This is a genomic window from Klebsiella sp. AqSCr (assembly GCF_008452795.1).
Lineage (GTDB): Bacteria > Pseudomonadota > Gammaproteobacteria > Enterobacterales > Enterobacteriaceae > Klebsiella > Klebsiella pneumoniae.
Genome location: NZ_MJDM01000005.1, coordinates 933,267 through 949,792, shown reverse-complemented (window position 1 = coordinate 949,792; position 16,526 = coordinate 933,267). Strand labels below are relative to the sequence as shown.

Sequence of the window (16,526 nt, the reverse complement as noted above, 5' to 3'; positions counted from 1 at the left end):
ATGATCCTGTATAGGCCACGGGTGATAGCATAAACAAATTTTTAATAATGTACTAGTGTATTAGTACATCCTGCGATTCAGCCCCATGATGTCCATGATTTTTGTCGCAATTTCCTCAACAGAATAGTTGGTGCTGTTCAGGCAGGGGATTTTATTCTTGCGATACAGGGCCTCCACTTCGGTCACTTCCATCCGACACTGGCGCAGCGAGGCGTAGCGGCTGTTCTCCCGGCGCTCCTCGCGGATCGCCGCCAGACGCTCCGGATTGATGGTCAGGCCGAACATCTTATGCTGCAGGGGTTTCAGCGAGGCCGGCAGCACCAGATTGTCCATATCGTCGGCGATAAACGGATAGTTGGCGGCGCGAATACCGTACTGCATGGCGAGATACAGACTGGTGGGTGTTTTGCCGCAGCGCGAGACGCCGAGGAGGATCACCTGCGCCTGGTCAAGGTTGCGCAGCGAGATGCCATCGTCATGGGCGAGGGTATAATCGATGGCGGCGATACGCGCATCGTATTTAATCAGGTTGCCGGGGTTGAGGCCGTGGGTACGGTGGGCCACCGGCGTCGGGTCGAGGTTGAGCTCCTGCTGCAGCGGGGCCACCAGCGCCTGCACGATATCCTGACAAAAGCCTTCGCTTTGCAGAATAATGTCGCGTATTTCCGGGATGACGATGGAGTAGAACACCAGCGGGCGAATACCCGTTTGCTGATAGATGGCGTCGATCTGCTCCTTCACCGCCCGCGCGCGGCTGATGTTTTCCACAAACGGCAGGGTTACGCTGCTGATGGCGACCGGGAATTGCGACATCACGGCATGCCCCAGCACCTCCGCCGTAATGGCGGTACCGTCAGAAATATAAAATACGTGGCGATCTACAGCACTTTCCATTTTGACCATCCGGTATAATGAGTTTAATTGCCTGAAAGCGGATATTAAATTTAAGCATATCCCTGTTTGATTTGTCTCTTGTTAAAATTGAAACGCTATTTTTGTTTTTTATGAAAAGGGTGGTTCATTTTCTTTTTGTCGCCGTTATTTCCAGCGTTTTCCATCAGAATTCCTAAAAATCATCAAGTTAGAAATATCGGGGGAACAGTCCGAAAAATGAAAAAATAATTTGCTTGAACGATTCACCGTTTTTTTCAGCTTCATAAATATGTCAGGATAATCCTGCAGTCGATCGTGAAATTTTTTTCACTGGTATTAAATCACAAAAGGATTGTCTCGATGTCCAACAATGGCTCGTCACCGCTGGTGCTTTGGTATAACCAACTCGGCATGAATGATGTAGACAGAGTTGGGGGCAAAAATGCCTCCCTTGGTGAAATGATTACGAATCTGTCCGGTATGGGTGTTTCCGTACCTAACGGGTTTGCCACCACCGCTGATGCTTTCAATCAGTTCCTGGACCAAAGCGGTGTTAACCAGCGCATCTATGCGCTGCTGGATGAAACCGACATTGACGACGTTTCCGCATTAGCGAAAGCGGGCGCGCAGATCCGACAGTGGATCATCGATACCCCCTTCCAGAGCGAACTGGAAAACGCGATTCGCGATGCTTATGACCTGCTGTCCGCCGATGACGCCGAGGCCTCATTCGCCGTGCGCTCTTCCGCCACCGCGGAAGATATGCCGGACGCCTCCTTCGCCGGGCAGCAAGAGACATTCCTCAACGTGCAGGGCTTTGACGCCGTGCTCGTTGCCGTGAAGCACGTGTTTGCTTCGCTGTTTAACGATCGCGCAATCTCCTATCGCGTGCATCAGGGTTACGATCACCGCGGCGTGGCGCTCTCCGCCGGGGTGCAGAGGATGGTCCGCTCCGATCTGGCCTCCTCCGGCGTCATGTTCTCCATCGATACCGAATCCGGCTTTGACCAGGTGGTGTTTATCACCTCGGCGTGGGGTTTGGGCGAGATGGTGGTGCAGGGCGCGGTGAACCCGGACGAATTCTACGTCCACAAACCGACGCTGGCCGCTGGCCGTCCGGCGATCGTGCGCCGCACCATGGGGTCGAAAAAGATCCGTATGGTTTACGCGCCGACCCAGGAGCACGGTAAACAGGTGCGTATCGAAGATGTGCCGCAGGCGCAGCGCGATATTTTCTCGTTAAGCAACGAGGAGGTGCAGGAGCTGGCGAAGCAGGCGGTGCAGATCGAGAAGCACTACGGCCGTCCGATGGATATCGAGTGGGCGAAAGATGGCCACACCGGTAAGCTGTTTATCGTCCAGGCGCGTCCTGAAACCGTGCGGTCCCGCGGCCAGGTGATGGAGCGTTATACCCTCCACGCTCAGGGGCAGATCATCGCCGAAGGGCGCGCCATCGGCCACCGCATTGGCGCCGGTCCGGTCAAGGTGATCCACGATATCAGCGAGATGAATCGCATTGAGCCAGGCGACGTACTGGTTACCGACATGACCGACCCGGACTGGGAACCGATCATGAAAAAAGCCTCGGCGATTGTCACCAACCGCGGCGGGCGTACCTGTCACGCGGCGATTATCGCCCGTGAGCTGGGGATCCCGGCGGTGGTCGGCTGCGGTGATGCTACCGATCGCATTCAGGAAAATCAGAATGTCACCGTCTCCTGCGCCGAAGGCGACACCGGCTATGTCTACGCCGAGCTGCTCGACTTCAGCGTCAAGAGCTCCAGCGTCGGCGACATGCCGGATCTGCCGCTGAAGGTGATGATGAACGTCGGCAACCCGGATCGCGCGTTCGACTTCGCCTGCCTGCCGAACGAAGGCGTCGGTCTGGCGCGGCTGGAATTTATCATCAACCGCATGATTGGCGTTCATCCGCGCGCGCTGCTGGAGTTTGACGACCAGGAGCCGGGCCTGCAGAACGAAATCCGCGAGCTGATGAAAGGCTACGATTCGCCGAGAGAGTTCTACGTTGGCCGCCTGACCGAAGGGATCGCCACCCTCGGCGCCGCTTTCTATCCGAAACGGGTGATCGTGCGTCTGTCGGACTTCAAATCGAACGAATACGCCAACCTGGTGGGCGGCGAGCGCTATGAGCCGGAAGAAGAGAACCCGATGCTCGGCTTCCGCGGCGCCGGACGCTACGTTTCCGAAAGCTTCCGCGACAGTTTCGCCCTTGAATGCGAAGCGATGAAGCGCGTGCGTAACGATATGGGACTGACCAACGTTGAAGTGATGGTCCCGTTCGTCCGTACCGTCGCCCAGGCGAAAGCGGTGGTCGAAGAGCTGGAGCGTCAGGGGCTGAAGCGCGGCGAGAACGGGCTGAAGATCATTATGATGTGCGAGATCCCATCGAACGCCTTGCTGGCGGAGCAGTTCCTCGAGTACTTCGACGGCTTCTCCATCGGTTCGAACGACATGACCCAGCTGGCGCTCGGTCTGGATCGCGATTCCGGTGTGGTTTCTGAGCTGTTTGATGAACGCAACGACGCGGTGAAAGCCCTGCTGTCGATGGCCATCCGCGCGGCGAAGAAACAGGGTAAATACGTCGGCATCTGCGGCCAGGGGCCGTCTGACCATGAGGATTTCGCCGCCTGGCTGATGGAAGAGGGGATTGATAGCTTGTCCCTGAACCCGGATACCGTGGTACAAACCTGGTTAGGTCTGGCGGAACTGAAAAAATAAGTTCGCCCTGACAGGACCGATCCCCGGCAGCGATGCCGGGGATTTTTTTTACCGGTGTCAGGCTATCTGGTGTCGTGATGCGCAGGGCAAAAAAAAGCCCATCGTGGGAGATGGGCAAAGACTACACACAGCAATTCGTTGTTTCACTCAGGGGATTTCCATGCTTATAAATCAAGGTGTTGATTTATAACCGTGAGCTAATAGTAGGCAGCGGGGCCTTTGCCGTCGATCAGATTCCTCTCAATAGTTAAATTGTTGTGAAGGACCGGGGGAGGAAAGCGAGGTGAAGGGCGCGCGGGGCCAGCGCATTGCCGGCGATCAATAAATTTTTCTTAACAATATGCGGACAAAGAAACAGGCGGGTCTCCCCGCCTGCCAGGCATTACTTGCGACCGGCCTCCAGCTCACTAAGCTCTTCAAGGACGACGTCAGGGTCTTTCGGCGGCGGCGGCACCTCATGCACCCAGGCGTCATACAGTCGCCAGGAGACGGCGAGCAGCACCGGACCGATAAACAGGCCGATCATGCCGAAGGCGATCAGGCCGCCAATGACGCCGGTGAGGATAAGGATCATTGGCAGGTCGGCGCCCATGCGGATGAGCACCGGACGAATAACGTTGTCCATGGTGCCGACTACGCAGCTCCACACCAGCAGCACGGTGCCCCAGGTGGTATCCCCGCTCCAGTAAAGCCAGATAATCGACGGCACCAAAACCAGTAAAGGGCCGAGCTGGACCAGACAGGTAAAGATCATCACCACGGTCAGCAGAGCGGCGTAGGGCACGCCGGAGACGGCAAGGCCAATCCCGCCCAGTACCGCCTGAGTGAGGGCCGTGACCACCACGCCCAGCGCCACGGCGCGCACGGCCTGGCCGGCCAGCAGCACCGCGGCGTCGCCGCGTTTGGCCGCGAGGCGCGTGGCGAAGTAGCGGAAACCGTAGGCCACCTGCTCGCCGCGCCAGTAGAGCAGCGCGCTGAACAGCAGCATCAAACCGCAGTAGACCAGCAGCTTGCCGATGTGCGCCGCCTGACCGACAAACCAGCTGGTGGTGGTGCCAATATAGGGACGAACCTTGGCCATAATCGCCGAGCCGCCCATATCCAGCAGACCGTGCCAGGCGGAGTACAGTTTATCGCCGACCAGCGGTACGCTGTTGAGCCAGGCGAAATCCGGCAGCGTCACATTTCCGCTGCTGATGAGTTTGATCAGCGGAACGCTGTTATCCACCAGGCTGTTGACCAGCAGAGCGATAGGAATAACGAATAGCAGAAACAGCAACAGGGTCATCGCCAGCACCGCCAGCAGTCGTTTGCCGAACAGCACACGCTGCAGACGCAGCAGCACCGGCCAGGTGGCGATCACCACCGTTCCGGCCCAGGCGAAGGACAGAATAAACGGCTGCACAACCCACAGGCAGGATATGATAATCAGGGCCAGGAACAGCACCGACAGCAGTATTTGCGGAATGTCCCGAGGCTGATGGGGATTAATCATAGAGAAATTTTACCTTTCCAGTCGCGCCAAACAGCTGGCGCCGCGTAAATCCATATACTGATAATAATATCAATAATTTTGCCGGGCTGATTTTGCACAGAAAACACGTGGGCGCATATGAAAAAAATGTGATAAAAAGTTGAATGCGCTACGCAAACGTTTAGTTAGCACCAACACAATATTTTCAAACACAACATAGTCAGGCAGGGTCAAGCGTGATGATCCCACAAATTTCTCAGGCGCCAGGGGTAGTTCAACTGGTGCTGAATTTTTTGCAGGTACTGGAGCAACAGGGTTTTACCGGCGATACCGCCACCAGCTATGCCGACAGGCTAACGATGGCCACCGACAACAGCGTCTATCAGCTGCTGCCGGATGCGGTCATTTTTCCACGATCCACGGCGGACGTGGCGCTGCTGGCGCGCGTTGCCGCCGAACCGCGTTTTAAATCGCTGATTTTCACCCCGCGTGGCGGCGGCACCGGCACTAACGGCCAGGCGCTGAACGGCGGGATTATCGTTGATATGTCCCGCTATATGAATCGCATCATCGAGATTAACCCCGAAGAGGGCTGGGTGCGCGTTGAAGCCGGGGTTATCAAAGATCAGCTGAACCAGTTTCTTAAACCCTATGGTTACTTTTTTGCGCCTGAGCTATCCACCAGCAACCGCGCCACGCTGGGGGGGATGATTAACACCGACGCGTCCGGCCAGGGATCGCTGGTGTACGGCAAAACGTCGGATCACGTGCTCGGCCTGCGGGCGGTGCTGATGGGCGGGGATATCCTCGATACCCAGGCGGTGCCGGTGGCGCTGGCGGAGACGCTGGGCAATACCCCCTCGACGGTTGGCCGGATCTACAACACGGTCTACCAGCGCTGCAAGGCGCAGCGTGACCTGATCATTGATAAGTTTCCCAAACTCAACCGCTTCCTCACCGGATACGATCTGCGTCACGTCTTTAACGATGAGATGAGCGAGTTCGATCTGACCCGTATTTTAACCGGTTCGGAAGGGACGCTGGCGTTTATTACCGAAGCGCGGCTGGATATCACCCGCCTGCCGAAGGTGCGCCGTCTGGTCAACGTCAAATATGACTCCTTCGACTCTGCGCTGCGCAATGCGCCCTTTATGGTCGAAGCGAAAGCCCTGTCGGTGGAGACCGTCGATTCTAAAGTTCTCAATCTGGCGCGCGAGGATATCGTCTGGCACTCGGTAAGCGAACTGATCACCGACGTACCGGATAAAGAGATGCTCGGGCTCAATATCGTCGAATTCGCCGGCGATGACGCGGCGCTGATTGACCAGCAGGTTACTACCCTGTGCCAGCGGCTGGACGAGCTGATGGCCGCCAGCGAGGCGGGCGTCATTGGCTGGCAGGTCTGTCACGATCTTGAAGGCGTGGAGCGCATCTATGCCATGCGCAAGAAGGCCGTCGGCCTGTTGGGCAATGCCAAAGGCGCCGCCAAGCCTATTCCTTTCGCCGAGGACACCTGCGTACCGCCCGAACATCTGGCGGATTACATCGTCGAGTTCCGCGCGCTGCTCGACAGCCATGGCCTAAGCTACGGCATGTTTGGCCACGTTGATGCCGGGGTGCTGCACGTGCGCCCGGCGCTGGACATGTGCGATCCGCAGCAGGAGGTGCTGATGAAGCAGATCTCCGACGAGGTGGTAGCGCTGACGGCGAAGTATGGCGGCCTGCTGTGGGGCGAACATGGCAAAGGGTTCCGCGCGGAGTACAGCCCGGCCTTCTTTGGCGAGACGCTGTATGCCGAGCTGCGCAAGATCAAAGCGGTCTTCGATCCCGATAACCGCCTGAATCCGGGGAAAATCTGTCCTCCGGAAGGTATCGACGCGCCGATGATGAAAGTCGATGCGGCGAAGCGCGGCACCTGGGATCGGCAGATCCCCATCGCGGTGCGCAGCAGCTGGCGTGGGGCGATGGAGTGTAATGGCAACGGGCTGTGCTTCAACTTTGACGTCAAGAGCCCGATGTGTCCGTCGATGAAAGTCAGCAACCAGCGCATCCACTCGCCGAAAGGGCGGGCGACGCTGGTGCGGGAATGGCTGCGCCTGCTGGCCGACCGCGGCGTCGATCCCAACCAGCTGGAGAAGGCGCTGCCGGAGCAGGGCGTCAGCCTGCGCTCGCTGGTGGCGCGCACGCGCAACAGCTGGCATGCGCGCAAAGGCGAATATGACTTCTCGCATGAGGTCAAAGAGGCGATGTCCGGCTGTCTGGCCTGTAAAGCCTGTTCGACCCAGTGCCCGATCAAAATCGATGTTCCCGAGTTCCGCTCGCGCTTCCTGCAGCTGTACCACAGCCGCTATCTGCGGCCGGTGCGCGATCATCTGGTGGCCTCGGTCGAATCTTATGCGCCGCTGATGGCGCAGGCGCCGAAGACCTTTAACTTTTTTATTAACCAGCCTTGGCTGAAAAAGCTGTCGGAGAAGCATATCGGGATGGTCGATCTGCCGCTGCTCTCGGCGCCGTCGCTGAAGCAGCAGATGGCCGGCCACCGCTCCGCCAATATGACCCTTGAGCAGCTCGAAGCGCTGAGCGCCGAGCAGAAAGCGAAGATGGTGCTGGTGGTGCAGGATCCCTTCACCAGCTACTACGACGCCCAGGTGGTGGCCGACTTTATCCGTCTGGTCGAGGCCTTAGGCTATCAGCCGGTGCTCCTGCCGTTCTCGCCGAACGGCAAGGCGCAGCATATCAAAGGCTTCCTCACCCGCTTCGCGCGCACCGCGCAGAAGACGGCGGACTTCCTCAACCGCGTGGCGCAGCTGGGCATGCCGCTGGTGGGCGTCGATCCGGCGCTGGTGCTCTGCTACCGCGATGAGTACAAGCAGACGCTCGGCGACAAGCGCGGCGATTTCCAGGTGCTGTTAGTCCATGAGTGGTTGCCGAAGGCCCTAACCAGCGACGCCCGTCCCGATCTGGGCGGTGAGCCCTGGTACCTGTTCGGTCACTGTACCGAAGTGACCGCGCTACCGGCGGCGACAAAGCAGTGGGCAGATATTTTTGCCCACTTCGGCGCGAAGCTGGAAAACGTCAGCGTTGGGTGTTGCGGGATGGCTGGCACCTATGGTCATGAAGTGAAAAACCACGCCAACTCGTTGGCCATTTACGCGCTCTCCTGGCAGCAGGCGATGCAGCGGCTGCCGCGAAACCGCTGTCTGGTGACGGGCTACTCCTGCCGCAGTCAGGTGAAGCGTATTGAAGGCAGCGGCGTTCGCCACCCGCTGCAGGCGTTACTGGAGATAATCGGATGATTTGGAAACGTCAGGCCACGCTGGAGCAGCTCAACCGGCTCGGTGAGGGGAACATGGTAGGGCTGCTCGATATTCGCTTTGAGACCGTTACCGACGATACGCTGGAGGCCACTATGCCGGTCGATAGCCGCACACAGCAGCCGTTTGGCCTGCTGCACGGCGGAGCGTCGGTGGTGCTGGCGGAGACCCTGGGGTCGGTGGCAGGCTATCTGTGCAGCGAAGGCGAACAAAAGGTGGTGGGGCTGGAGGTTAACGCCAACCACATCCGTTCGGCGCGCGGGGGCCGGGTGCGCGGCGTCTGCAAAGCGCTGCACGTCGGGACGCGCCATCAGGTCTGGCAAATTGAAATCTTCGACGAACAGTCGCGGTTATGTTGTTCATCACGACTAACCACCGCGGTAATATAAGCCGCATGGCGGGAGGCGAATAGCCTCCCTTTTTTTAAGGTAATAAGCGAGAGCCGGCCTGCCAGAGCCAGAGAGGTTGTCACAAGATCAGCCGGGCGTCGGCAGGGAATTATCTAATATTTATATTATTACCGATCCACTCTCGTTATTTATGCTACTCTTTTCAATACTAAATGCTTAAAGGTAACAAGAGGACGGTTAACCATGGGTATTCTTTCCTGGATCATTTTTGGACTTATTGCCGGTATTTTAGCCAAGTGGATTATGCCGGGAAAAGATGGCGGCGGATTTATCGTGACCGTTATTTTGGGGATCATCGGCGCCGTGGTCGGCGGCTGGATCAGTACCCTGTTTGGTTTTGGTAAGGTCGATGGGTTTAATTTCGGCAGCTTCGTGGTAGCGGTTATCGGTGCGCTGGTGGTACTGTTTATTTACCGGAAAGTGCGTAGCTAATTTTCAGCTGCTCAGCTGTAAATAAGTACATAAAAGCTGCCGCGATATGCGGCAGCTTTTTTATTGCTGACAGATGACAGCGTAGATCTCCTTTGGGCTATTGTCTGTCGGTTCCCTCGCCAACCGGCACCACCTCAACGTGCACTTCGTAGTGTTTCGCCTGGCCGGCGGGGATCAGCGCGGTCAGTTTGTTAATGGTTTCCGCTGGCGTATCGGTTGCTACCGTGGCTGAAAACAGCACCGGTCTGTGCGGCGGAAGCTGCGGCGGGAACGGCGGCAGGGGGCCACGATCCCTCTCCATCGGCGGGCGGACTCCGTTATCGATGACAGGCGCCGGGACGTCGGTTTTATCAGCCGCAAAGGCGCTGGCGGCGGTAACGGTGGCGATAGCGAACAGGGCAAGCAGAGCTTTTTTCATCCGGGATTCCTCAATAAGCAAGTCCCAAAAGAGTAGAGGGTGCCGGCAGGCGGAACAATCCCAGGCGGCGCGAATCCTCTGAATCTTCTTTTTTCCTCGCGAATGTGGAGGTCAGATGAGAGCGAGTGTCATTGCGTTCGGGAGCCTCTTAATTCAGCAGTACGCTCATAATCAGCAGTACGGCCATGCACATCGACATAATACTGATATCAACAATCATTCTGTACGACAAAAGCTCCAGCTAAACGGGTACGGCGGGCAGGTAAAAGCCCATCTTATAGTGGTTAAAGAGTGTACCCTGCCTACTTCCATTGAACAAACGTTTATTGACTAATATTGTCGGCCTGCGTCGGCCATCGGCCACCGCCTGGAGCAACATGAGGATGGCTCATGTTGCATTGAATTTAAGTCGCTTTCCCTCCAGCGCTGACTCAGGCAAAAATAGGTTCATTAACGAATCAACAACATTTACCGGTTGAAGCGCGCCCGGCCTGACTCCGCGTCGCCAGGCTGGTGGAGAGTATTCCGCCGGGTTCGCTTTATGCCCGCCATCAGGATGGACAATCGCCATGAATAATAAATTTACCTATACGATTAAGCGCACCCGGTTTGATGAAAACTATAACCCTGCGGAAAATACGCGTATTACCACCAACTTCGCTAATTTAGCCAGAGGGGTGAACCGTGAGGAAAATCTGCGCAATACGTTAATCATGATGAATAACCGTTTTAATAGCCTGGCCCACTGGGATAATCCCCATAACGATCGCTATGCGGTGGAACTGGATATTATTTCTGTCGAGATGAATATTGCTCAGGATAGCGCCAGCTTCCCGGTGATTGAGATCCTGCAAACGCATATTGTCGATAAAAAGAGCGGGGAGCGTCATGCCGGTATCGTCGGCAATAACTTCTCCTCCTATGTGCGGGATTACGATTTTAGCGTACTGCTTCTGGAACATAATAAGGACCAGAGTCGCTTCAGCGTACCGGAAAACTTTGGCGAGTTGCACGGCAATATCTTTAAGGATTTTGTGCAATCCAGCGCCTGGCGCGCCAACTTCAGCAAGGCGCCGGTGATTTGCCTGAGCGTCTCCAGTAAAGATGTTTACCATCGCACCGGTAACGAACATCCGGTCCTCGGCATTGAATATGCTCAGGAAGGCGTCTCGCTGACCGAGCGCTATTTCAGCAAAATGGGTCTGCAGGTACGCTATTTTATGCCAAAAAACAGCGTCGCGCCGTTGGCCTTTTATTTTACCGGCGATCTGCTCAGCGATTACACCAGCCTGGAACTGATCGCCACCATCAGCACGATGGAGACGTTTCAGAAAATATATCGCCCGGAGATCTACAATGCCAACTCCCCGGCGGGGCAATACTATCAGCCCAATCTCAGCCACCTGGATCATTCATTAACAAAAATCGTCTATGACCGGGAAGAGCGCAGCCTGTTGGCGATTGAGCAGGGGAAATTTACACAACAACATTTTATCAACCCGCACAAGACGTTGCTTGAGCAATGGTCTGCTAATTTCGCGCTTTGCTAAACCCATATAAAAGGCTAATGACTATGAAAACATGGCTTCCGACATCGACCGCCGGCAGTTTACCGAAACCTTCCTGGCTGGCGCAGCCAGAGACCCTGTGGTCGCCCTGGAAACTGTCCAGCGAAGAATTACTGGCCGGCAAGCGCGACGCCTTGCGGTTATCCCTCGACGACCAGCTGCGGGCCGGGATCGATATTGTCAGCGACGGCGAGCAAACGCGGCAGCACTTTGTCACCACCTTCATCGAGCACCTCAGCGGGGTGGATTTTGCCAAACGCGAGATCGTGAAAATTCGTAACCGCTATGAGGCCAGTGTTCCGACGGTGGTGGGCGCCGTGGAGCGCCAGAAACCGGTCTTCGTGGAGGACGCTCGCTATCTGCGGCAGCTCACCAGTCAGCCGATCAAATGGGCGCTTCCGGGCCCGATGACCATGATCGACACGCTGTATGACAACCACTATAAAAGCCGGGAAAAGCTGGCCTGGGAATTTGCTAAAATCCTCAATCAGGAAGCGAAAGAGTTAGAGGCTGCGGGGGTTGATATTATTCAGTTCGATGAGCCGGCCTTTAACGTCTTCTTCGATGAGGTCAACGACTGGGGGATCGCCGCCTTAGAACGAGCCACCGAAGGGCTGAAGTGTGAGACAGCGGTGCATATCTGCTACGGCTATGGCATCAAGGCCAATACCGACTGGAAAAAGACGCTGGGCTCCGAGTGGCGACAGTATGAAGAGGCTTTCCCGCAGCTGCAGAAATCGTCCCTTGATATTATCTCTCTCGAGTGCCACAACTCGCGCGTGCCGATGGATCTGCTGGAGTTGATCCGCGGTAAAAAGGTGATGGTCGGGGCGATCGATGTCGCCAGCCATGCTATCGAAACCCCGGAAGAGGTGGCTGGAACCCTGCGCAAGGCGCTGGCGTTCGTCGATGCCGACAAACTCTACCCGTCCACCAACTGCGGTATGGCGCCGCTGCCGCGCCATGTCGCGACCGGCAAACTGCACGCCCTGAGCGCCGGCGCCGAGATTATTCGTCGCGAGCTGGCGGCAAAGTAAGGCGGGGCGCGCCCGTTATCTTCCCCAGGCGGTGTACTTTATCGTCGGTTCACTTCCAGAGCGGGCTGTCGCCCGCTCTGCGTCATGTTGCCGCCAGCGGGCGACAGATTGCCCGCAGGGCGACGGCGCTGCACAGCGGAAACAGCGCCAGCAAAAGCCAGGGATAAACCGCCTGCGGCGACGGAATGAGCGCCAGGTCAAGCAAATGACCGAGCAGTAAATTCCCGGCTAACACCGCGCACCCTCCTGCGGTGGCGAGCGCTCCGTAGTGGGCGCCCAGCGTCGACTCCTCGGCGAACAGCGGGATCAGATCCTTGGCTGCGGGCACTAACAGCATCTGGCCGAGGGTGAGCAGCGTGACAAAACCAGCCGCCGGCATTAACCGCAGCCAACCTTCGGCGGGTGGGGCGGCGGCGAATAACGCCACGCTGGCAAAGGAAGCCGACAGCAGCAGAAAGCCCACCGGCAGGATGCGCACGGCGCCCATTCGCCGGGCGAAGCGGGCGAGAGGGAGCTGGAGGGTGATAATCAACAGCGAGGCCAGCATAAAGAGCGGCGCCAGATCCTGCTCGCGGCCGCCGGAACGTTGGATCTCCACCGGCAGGGCGAGGTACAGTTGGTTGTAGCTCAACAGCCATGAGCTGTAGGCGAGAATAAACGCGACAAAGCGCGGCTGGCGCAAAGGCGTCCACCATGGGACTCGTCTGCGCGTTGTTGTCGTGTGCCCGTCAGCGGGCAGACAGAAAAAGAGCACCGCCAGCGCCAGAAGAAATATTCCCGCGCCGGCGAGGGCGATATGCCGAAAGCCGATCCCGCTCAGCACGCCTCCGGCCACCGGGCCGATCACCGCTCCCAGTTCACCGCATACCGCAAACAGCGCAAACCACTCGGCGCGGCTGCGTTTCCCGTTGGCCTGGCTGAGGGTACCGGCCCGCGCCAGCAGGGCCTCTATCGACGGGGAGAACAGGGCGCCGCCGACGCCGGTCAGGCAGGCGCCGAGGATAATGGGCCACAGCGACGCCCCGCACGCCAGCAGGAGAAAACCGGCGACGCGAACGACGCAGCCGGCGAGAATGATCGCCTTAGCGCCATAGCGGTCGGCCAGCGTCCCGCCGAGGATAAACATGCCCTGCTGAGAGAAGGTACGCAGCCCGAGGATCAGGCCGATAAGTCCGCCTGAGAGCAGCATGTCGTCGCGCAGGAAGAGAGCGAGGAAAGGAACGACCGCGTAAAAGCCAATATTAAAAACGAACTGGCTTCCCAGTAACACCGGAGGCCAGAGGGTTGCCGCAGGGCGCAGGGAGAAAAGAGGCATATCCGCCCAACCTAAACGATGAAATGAATGTGCTTTTTGCCGTGGTAAGGGGAGATCTCGATTTTGGTTTTCACCCGGAAAACGTCACACAGCAGCGCTTCGGACAAAATCTCCTCCGGCGTCCCGCTGGCGAGGATCTGCCCCTGCTGCATCACGATCAGCGAATCGCAGAACATCGCGGCATGGTTAAGATCGTGAATGGCCACAATGCTGGTTACCGGCAGCTCGCTGATCAACTGCATTAACTGCATCTGATGGTGTATATCCAGATGGTTGGTCGGCTCATCCAGCAGGATTTCGCTCGGGCTCTGCGCCAGCGCGCGGGCGATATGCACCCGCTGCCGCTCGCCGCCGGAGAGGCTTAACCATCCCTGTTCGCTTTTCTCCAGCATCGCTACCCGCTGCAGCGCGGCGGCAATCGCCTCGTCATCCTGAGCGCTCCAGTTTGAGAACGGAGAGTGGTGGGGAATGCGTCCCAGGCGCACGACGTCGCGCACCCGCATATTGGCCTCGGTCATGCCGTGTTGCTCGACGAAAGCCACGCGGCGGGCGAGCTGCTTTTTCGCCATCCGGGCGATATCCTGGCCGTCGAGGGTGACGCGACCTGCATCCGGGCGGCGCAGGCCCGCCAGAACGCGCAGCAGCGAGGATTTGCCGCAGCCGTTGGGCCCCAGCAGTCCGACCGTTTCGCCTCGCGGCACCCGCAGCGAGACATTATTGACGATGACCTTTTTGCCTGCCTTCCAGGTGATATTTTCAGCGCAAATACTCATCACTTATTCCTTGAGCGGTAGATAATCACGGCAAAGAAAGGCACCCCAACCAGGGCGGTTACTACCCCAACGGGCAGACTTTGCGGGGCAATCAGCAGGCGCGACGCAATGTCCGCCAGTACCATCAATATCGCCCCTGCCAGCGCGCTGGCGATCAGCAACGTTCGGTGCAGCGGGCCAAAGAAGAAACGCATCACGTGCGGCACCACCAGGCCAACAAAGCCGATTGAGCCGGCCATGCTGACGATGGTGGCGGTGATCAGCGCCGCAGTGGTGAAGAGGATCAGGCGCACGCGCGGCACAGCAATCCCCAGCGAGGCGGCGGCATCGTCGCCGAAGGTGAACGCGTCCAGCGCCCGGGCATACCACAGGCAGACCGCCAGACCCGCGAGCACCACCACAATGACCAGCTGGAATTCGGGCCAGCGGACGCCGCTGAAGCTGCCCAGCAGCCAGAACATCACATCGCGCGCCTGCTGCGCGCTGGCGGAGGTGCTGATGGTATAGGCCGTGATGGCGTTAAATAACTGCGAGGCGGCGACGCCCGCAAGAATCGTACGCTCATTGCCGCCGCGCGCGCCGTTAGTCAGCAAGGCGACAAAGGCGAAGGCGGCGAAGGCCCCGGCAAAGGCCCCGGCCGAGAGGGAAATCGCACCGGCGCCAAGGCCCAGCACCACGATCGATACCGCGCCGGTGGAGGCCCCGGCGGAGACGCCGAGGACGTAGGGTTCGGCGAGGGCATTTTTCAGCAGGCTTTGCAGCACGACGCCGCAGATAGCGAGGCCTGCGCCGCAGCAGGCGGCGACCAGCGCGCGGCTGAGGCGGAAATCCCAGATTACGCTCTCATAGATACGGTTGAGCGGCTCAGCGGTTAAGCCGGTTCTGTTGCTGATAGCGTAAAAGACATTCTGCAGCGGGATGGCCAGCTCGCCGACGCTGACGCCCACAGCGATTACCAGCGCCAGCACGATCGCTGCCAGTACACACCAGCCGGTGAGCAGTATGCTGCGGCGCGTCTCAATCGCGGCGACGCTCATCAGTTCAGCCCCATTTTTCTCAGCTGCTCGCCCACCTGTTCCGCGCCGTAAAGCGTGCGGATGGTCGGATTCATCGCCTGACCGTCCATGACCACGATATGGCCTTTTTTCACCGCCTCCAGCTGGCTGACGGCGGGATCGCTTTTGAGGAATTTGATCTTCTCCTCTGCCTTATCCAGCGCCCAGCGGTTACGGTCCAGGCTGGCGACCACGATCACATCCGGGTTGGCGGCAATAATGCTCTCCCAGCTCACCGTGGGCCACTCGGTTTCGGAGGTAATCGCATTATGTCCGCCCAGCACGCTGGCGATAAATCCGGAGGCGCTGTTTTTACCGCCGACATAGGCATCGGCCGAAGGCGAGGCGCTGGAGAACCAGAAGACGAAGGAGAGATCTTTTTTGTTTTTACCAAATTCGTGGCGCAGGTCGGCTTCACGTTTTTTGAAATCGGCAATCAGCGCCTGACCACGATCTTCGACGTTGAAAATGCGGGCGAAATCGCTAATTTCCTGATACAGCCAGGTCATATCCCACAGCTTTTGCCGGCTGCCGTACATATCGCCGGTGGCCTTTTTGGTGGCGCACATCCCCGGTGAGACGTAGCTGTTTACGCCGACGGTAGCGAGATCTTCACGCCTGGCGACTTTGCTTTCCGGCCCCAGCAGCAGCGGCAACTGGGCGGGAACGAAATCAGGATTTTGCGCCAGCACCGATTCCAGGCTCGGAATTTCCACCGTCAAGGTTTTAATCTTCGCGTTTTGCTCAGCCAGCTGCGGTAAAACGCTGGTCGGCCAGAAGGCGCTGGCGACCACCTGCTTTTGCAGCCCGAGCAGCAGCAGAATTTCGACCGTATTTTGCCCCAGCGCGACCACGCGCTCCGGCGGCCGGGTGAAGGTCTCCTGATAGCCGCAGTTTTCAATCGTCAGGGGGTAGGTTGTTGCCAGCGCGGAACTGACGGCGGTGAACATCAAGCCTAACGCGCAAAGGACCTTCTTCATTAAACGCTATCCTTGTAAACAGGCGAGTGGATGACCAGCAAATGGGAGTAATGCAAATGAAACTCATTATTGGGGCGGGGTTTTATACAATGCCATATTTACAGTGTCAATGAGTGACTATTTCCGCAGGCAATGAAA

General features: G+C 57.9%; 14 protein-coding genes and 1 other RNA gene. 6 read left to right on the top strand and 9 right to left on the bottom strand.

The genetic code is table 11. From position 1 onward, the window contains the following. Positions 1-60: 60 nt before the first annotated feature. The gene (locus tag BHE81_RS08560; protein WP_002909061.1) at positions 61-894 is read right to left on the bottom strand and encodes a pyruvate, water dikinase regulatory protein; all 834 of its coding nucleotides are present in this window, start codon (positions 892-894) and stop codon (positions 61-63) included. 144 nt (positions 895-1,038) lie between these two features. Further along, positions 1,039-1,158, bottom strand: a complete 120-nt coding sequence (locus BHE81_RS28145; RefSeq protein WP_032409936.1) for a hypothetical protein — start codon at positions 1,156-1,158, stop codon at positions 1,039-1,041. Positions 1,159-1,233: 75 nt separating this feature from the next. Between BHE81_RS28145 and ppsA the strand changes: the two genes are divergently transcribed. Beyond that, the gene (gene ppsA / locus BHE81_RS08555) at positions 1,234-3,612 is read left to right on the top strand and encodes a phosphoenolpyruvate synthase (RefSeq protein WP_149888790.1); all 2,379 of its coding nucleotides are present in this window, start codon (positions 1,234-1,236) and stop codon (positions 3,610-3,612) included. An 86-nt stretch (positions 3,613-3,698) separates the two neighbouring features. Here the strand turns inward: ppsA and rprA are convergent. Both rprA and ydiK read right to left on the bottom strand, forming a co-directional pair. Then, positions 3,699-3,806: antisense sRNA RprA (rprA, locus tag BHE81_RS08550), an RNA gene on the bottom strand. A gap of 188 nt (positions 3,807-3,994) precedes the next feature. Beyond that, a complete protein-coding gene (gene ydiK / locus BHE81_RS08545) occupies positions 3,995-5,107 on the bottom strand; it encodes an AI-2E family transporter YdiK (RefSeq protein ID WP_004148729.1) in 1,113 nt (370 codons plus the stop codon). A gap of 218 nt (positions 5,108-5,325) precedes the next feature. On the opposite strand from ydiK, the gene BHE81_RS08540 reads away from it, so the two are divergent. From BHE81_RS08540 to BHE81_RS08530, 3 genes are all read left to right on the top strand, one after another. Next, a complete protein-coding gene (locus BHE81_RS08540) occupies positions 5,326-8,382 on the top strand; it encodes an FAD-binding and (Fe-S)-binding domain-containing protein (RefSeq protein WP_004175614.1) in 3,057 nt (1,018 codons plus the stop codon). Next, on the top strand, positions 8,379-8,789 hold the full coding sequence (gene menI, locus BHE81_RS08535) for a 1,4-dihydroxy-2-naphthoyl-CoA hydrolase (RefSeq protein ID WP_002909015.1): 411 nt from the start codon (positions 8,379-8,381) through the stop codon (positions 8,787-8,789). The genes BHE81_RS08540 and menI overlap by 4 nt, the downstream gene beginning before the upstream one ends. A 204-nt stretch (positions 8,790-8,993) precedes the next feature. Then, positions 8,994-9,242 (top strand): GlsB/YeaQ/YmgE family stress response membrane protein, encoded by a 249-nt coding sequence (locus tag BHE81_RS08530; protein WP_002909014.1) that lies wholly within the window; start codon positions 8,994-8,996, stop codon positions 9,240-9,242. 97 nt (positions 9,243-9,339) lie between these two features. Here the strand turns inward: BHE81_RS08530 and BHE81_RS08525 are convergent, their stop codons facing one another. Next, positions 9,340-9,660: a hypothetical protein gene (locus tag BHE81_RS08525; protein WP_004212509.1), complete on the bottom strand. Its 321-nt coding sequence runs from the start codon at positions 9,658-9,660 to the stop codon at positions 9,340-9,342. Positions 9,661-10,229: 569 nt separating this feature from the next. Between BHE81_RS08525 and BHE81_RS08515 the strand changes: the two genes are divergently transcribed. Continuing rightward, positions 10,230-11,210, top strand: coding sequence for a DUF1852 domain-containing protein (locus BHE81_RS08515; protein WP_002909008.1), 981 nt, complete (start codon positions 10,230-10,232; stop codon positions 11,208-11,210). A 23-nt stretch (positions 11,211-11,233) separates the two neighbouring features. After that, positions 11,234-12,265 carry a methionine synthase gene (locus tag BHE81_RS08510; RefSeq protein WP_002909005.1) on the top strand — a complete coding sequence of 344 codons (1,032 nt, stop codon included), beginning with the start codon at positions 11,234-11,236 and terminating at the stop codon, positions 12,263-12,265. Between the two features lie 82 nt (positions 12,266-12,347). Here the strand turns inward: BHE81_RS08510 and BHE81_RS08505 are convergent, their stop codons facing one another. The 4 genes from BHE81_RS08505 to BHE81_RS08490 are packed head-to-tail and all read right to left on the bottom strand — an operon-like array spanning position 12,348 to position 16,388. Continuing rightward, positions 12,348-13,535: an MFS transporter gene (locus BHE81_RS08505; protein WP_024622677.1), complete on the bottom strand. Its 1,188-nt coding sequence runs from the start codon at positions 13,533-13,535 to the stop codon at positions 12,348-12,350. 56 nt (positions 13,536-13,591) lie between these two features. Beyond that, entirely contained in the window at positions 13,592-14,353 is a 762-nt protein-coding gene (locus BHE81_RS08500; protein WP_023301809.1) for an ABC transporter ATP-binding protein, read from the bottom strand. After that, a complete protein-coding gene (locus BHE81_RS08495) occupies positions 14,353-15,390 on the bottom strand; it encodes a FecCD family ABC transporter permease (RefSeq protein WP_001545318.1) in 1,038 nt (345 codons plus the stop codon). The genes BHE81_RS08500 and BHE81_RS08495 overlap by 1 nt, the downstream gene beginning before the upstream one ends. After that, on the bottom strand, positions 15,390-16,388 hold the full coding sequence (locus BHE81_RS08490) for an ABC transporter substrate-binding protein (protein WP_004189482.1): 999 nt from the start codon (positions 16,386-16,388) through the stop codon (positions 15,390-15,392). The genes BHE81_RS08495 and BHE81_RS08490 overlap by 1 nt, the downstream gene beginning before the upstream one ends. Between the last annotated feature and the right edge of the window lie 138 nt (positions 16,389-16,526).

Bases quoted from the DNA above. Each gene is read 5' to 3' on its own strand.
- BHE81_RS08560 (WP_002909061.1), bottom strand. From the start codon at position 894: ATGGAAAGTGCTGTAGATCGCCACGTATTTTATATTTCTGACGGTACC.
- BHE81_RS28145 (WP_032409936.1), bottom strand. From the start codon at position 1,158: ATGAAGCTGAAAAAAACGGTGAATCGTTCAAGCAAATTATTTTTTCAT.
- ppsA (WP_149888790.1), top strand. From the start codon at position 1,234: ATGTCCAACAATGGCTCGTCACCGCTGGTGCTTTGGTATAACCAACTC.
- ydiK (WP_004148729.1), bottom strand. From the start codon at position 5,107: ATGATTAATCCCCATCAGCCTCGGGACATTCCGCAAATACTGCTGTCG.
- BHE81_RS08540 (WP_004175614.1), top strand. From the start codon at position 5,326: ATGATCCCACAAATTTCTCAGGCGCCAGGGGTAGTTCAACTGGTGCTG.
- menI (WP_002909015.1), top strand. From the start codon at position 8,379: ATGATTTGGAAACGTCAGGCCACGCTGGAGCAGCTCAACCGGCTCGGT.
- BHE81_RS08530 (WP_002909014.1), top strand. From the start codon at position 8,994: ATGGGTATTCTTTCCTGGATCATTTTTGGACTTATTGCCGGTATTTTA.
- BHE81_RS08525 (WP_004212509.1), bottom strand. From the start codon at position 9,660: ATGAAAAAAGCTCTGCTTGCCCTGTTCGCTATCGCCACCGTTACCGCC.
- BHE81_RS08515 (WP_002909008.1), top strand. From the start codon at position 10,230: ATGAATAATAAATTTACCTATACGATTAAGCGCACCCGGTTTGATGAA.
- BHE81_RS08510 (WP_002909005.1), top strand. From the start codon at position 11,234: ATGAAAACATGGCTTCCGACATCGACCGCCGGCAGTTTACCGAAACCT.
- BHE81_RS08500 (WP_023301809.1), bottom strand. From the start codon at position 14,353: ATGAGTATTTGCGCTGAAAATATCACCTGGAAGGCAGGCAAAAAGGTC.
- BHE81_RS08495 (WP_001545318.1), bottom strand. From the start codon at position 15,390: ATGAGCGTCGCCGCGATTGAGACGCGCCGCAGCATACTGCTCACCGGC.
- BHE81_RS08490 (WP_004189482.1), bottom strand. From the start codon at position 16,388: ATGAAGAAGGTCCTTTGCGCGTTAGGCTTGATGTTCACCGCCGTCAGT.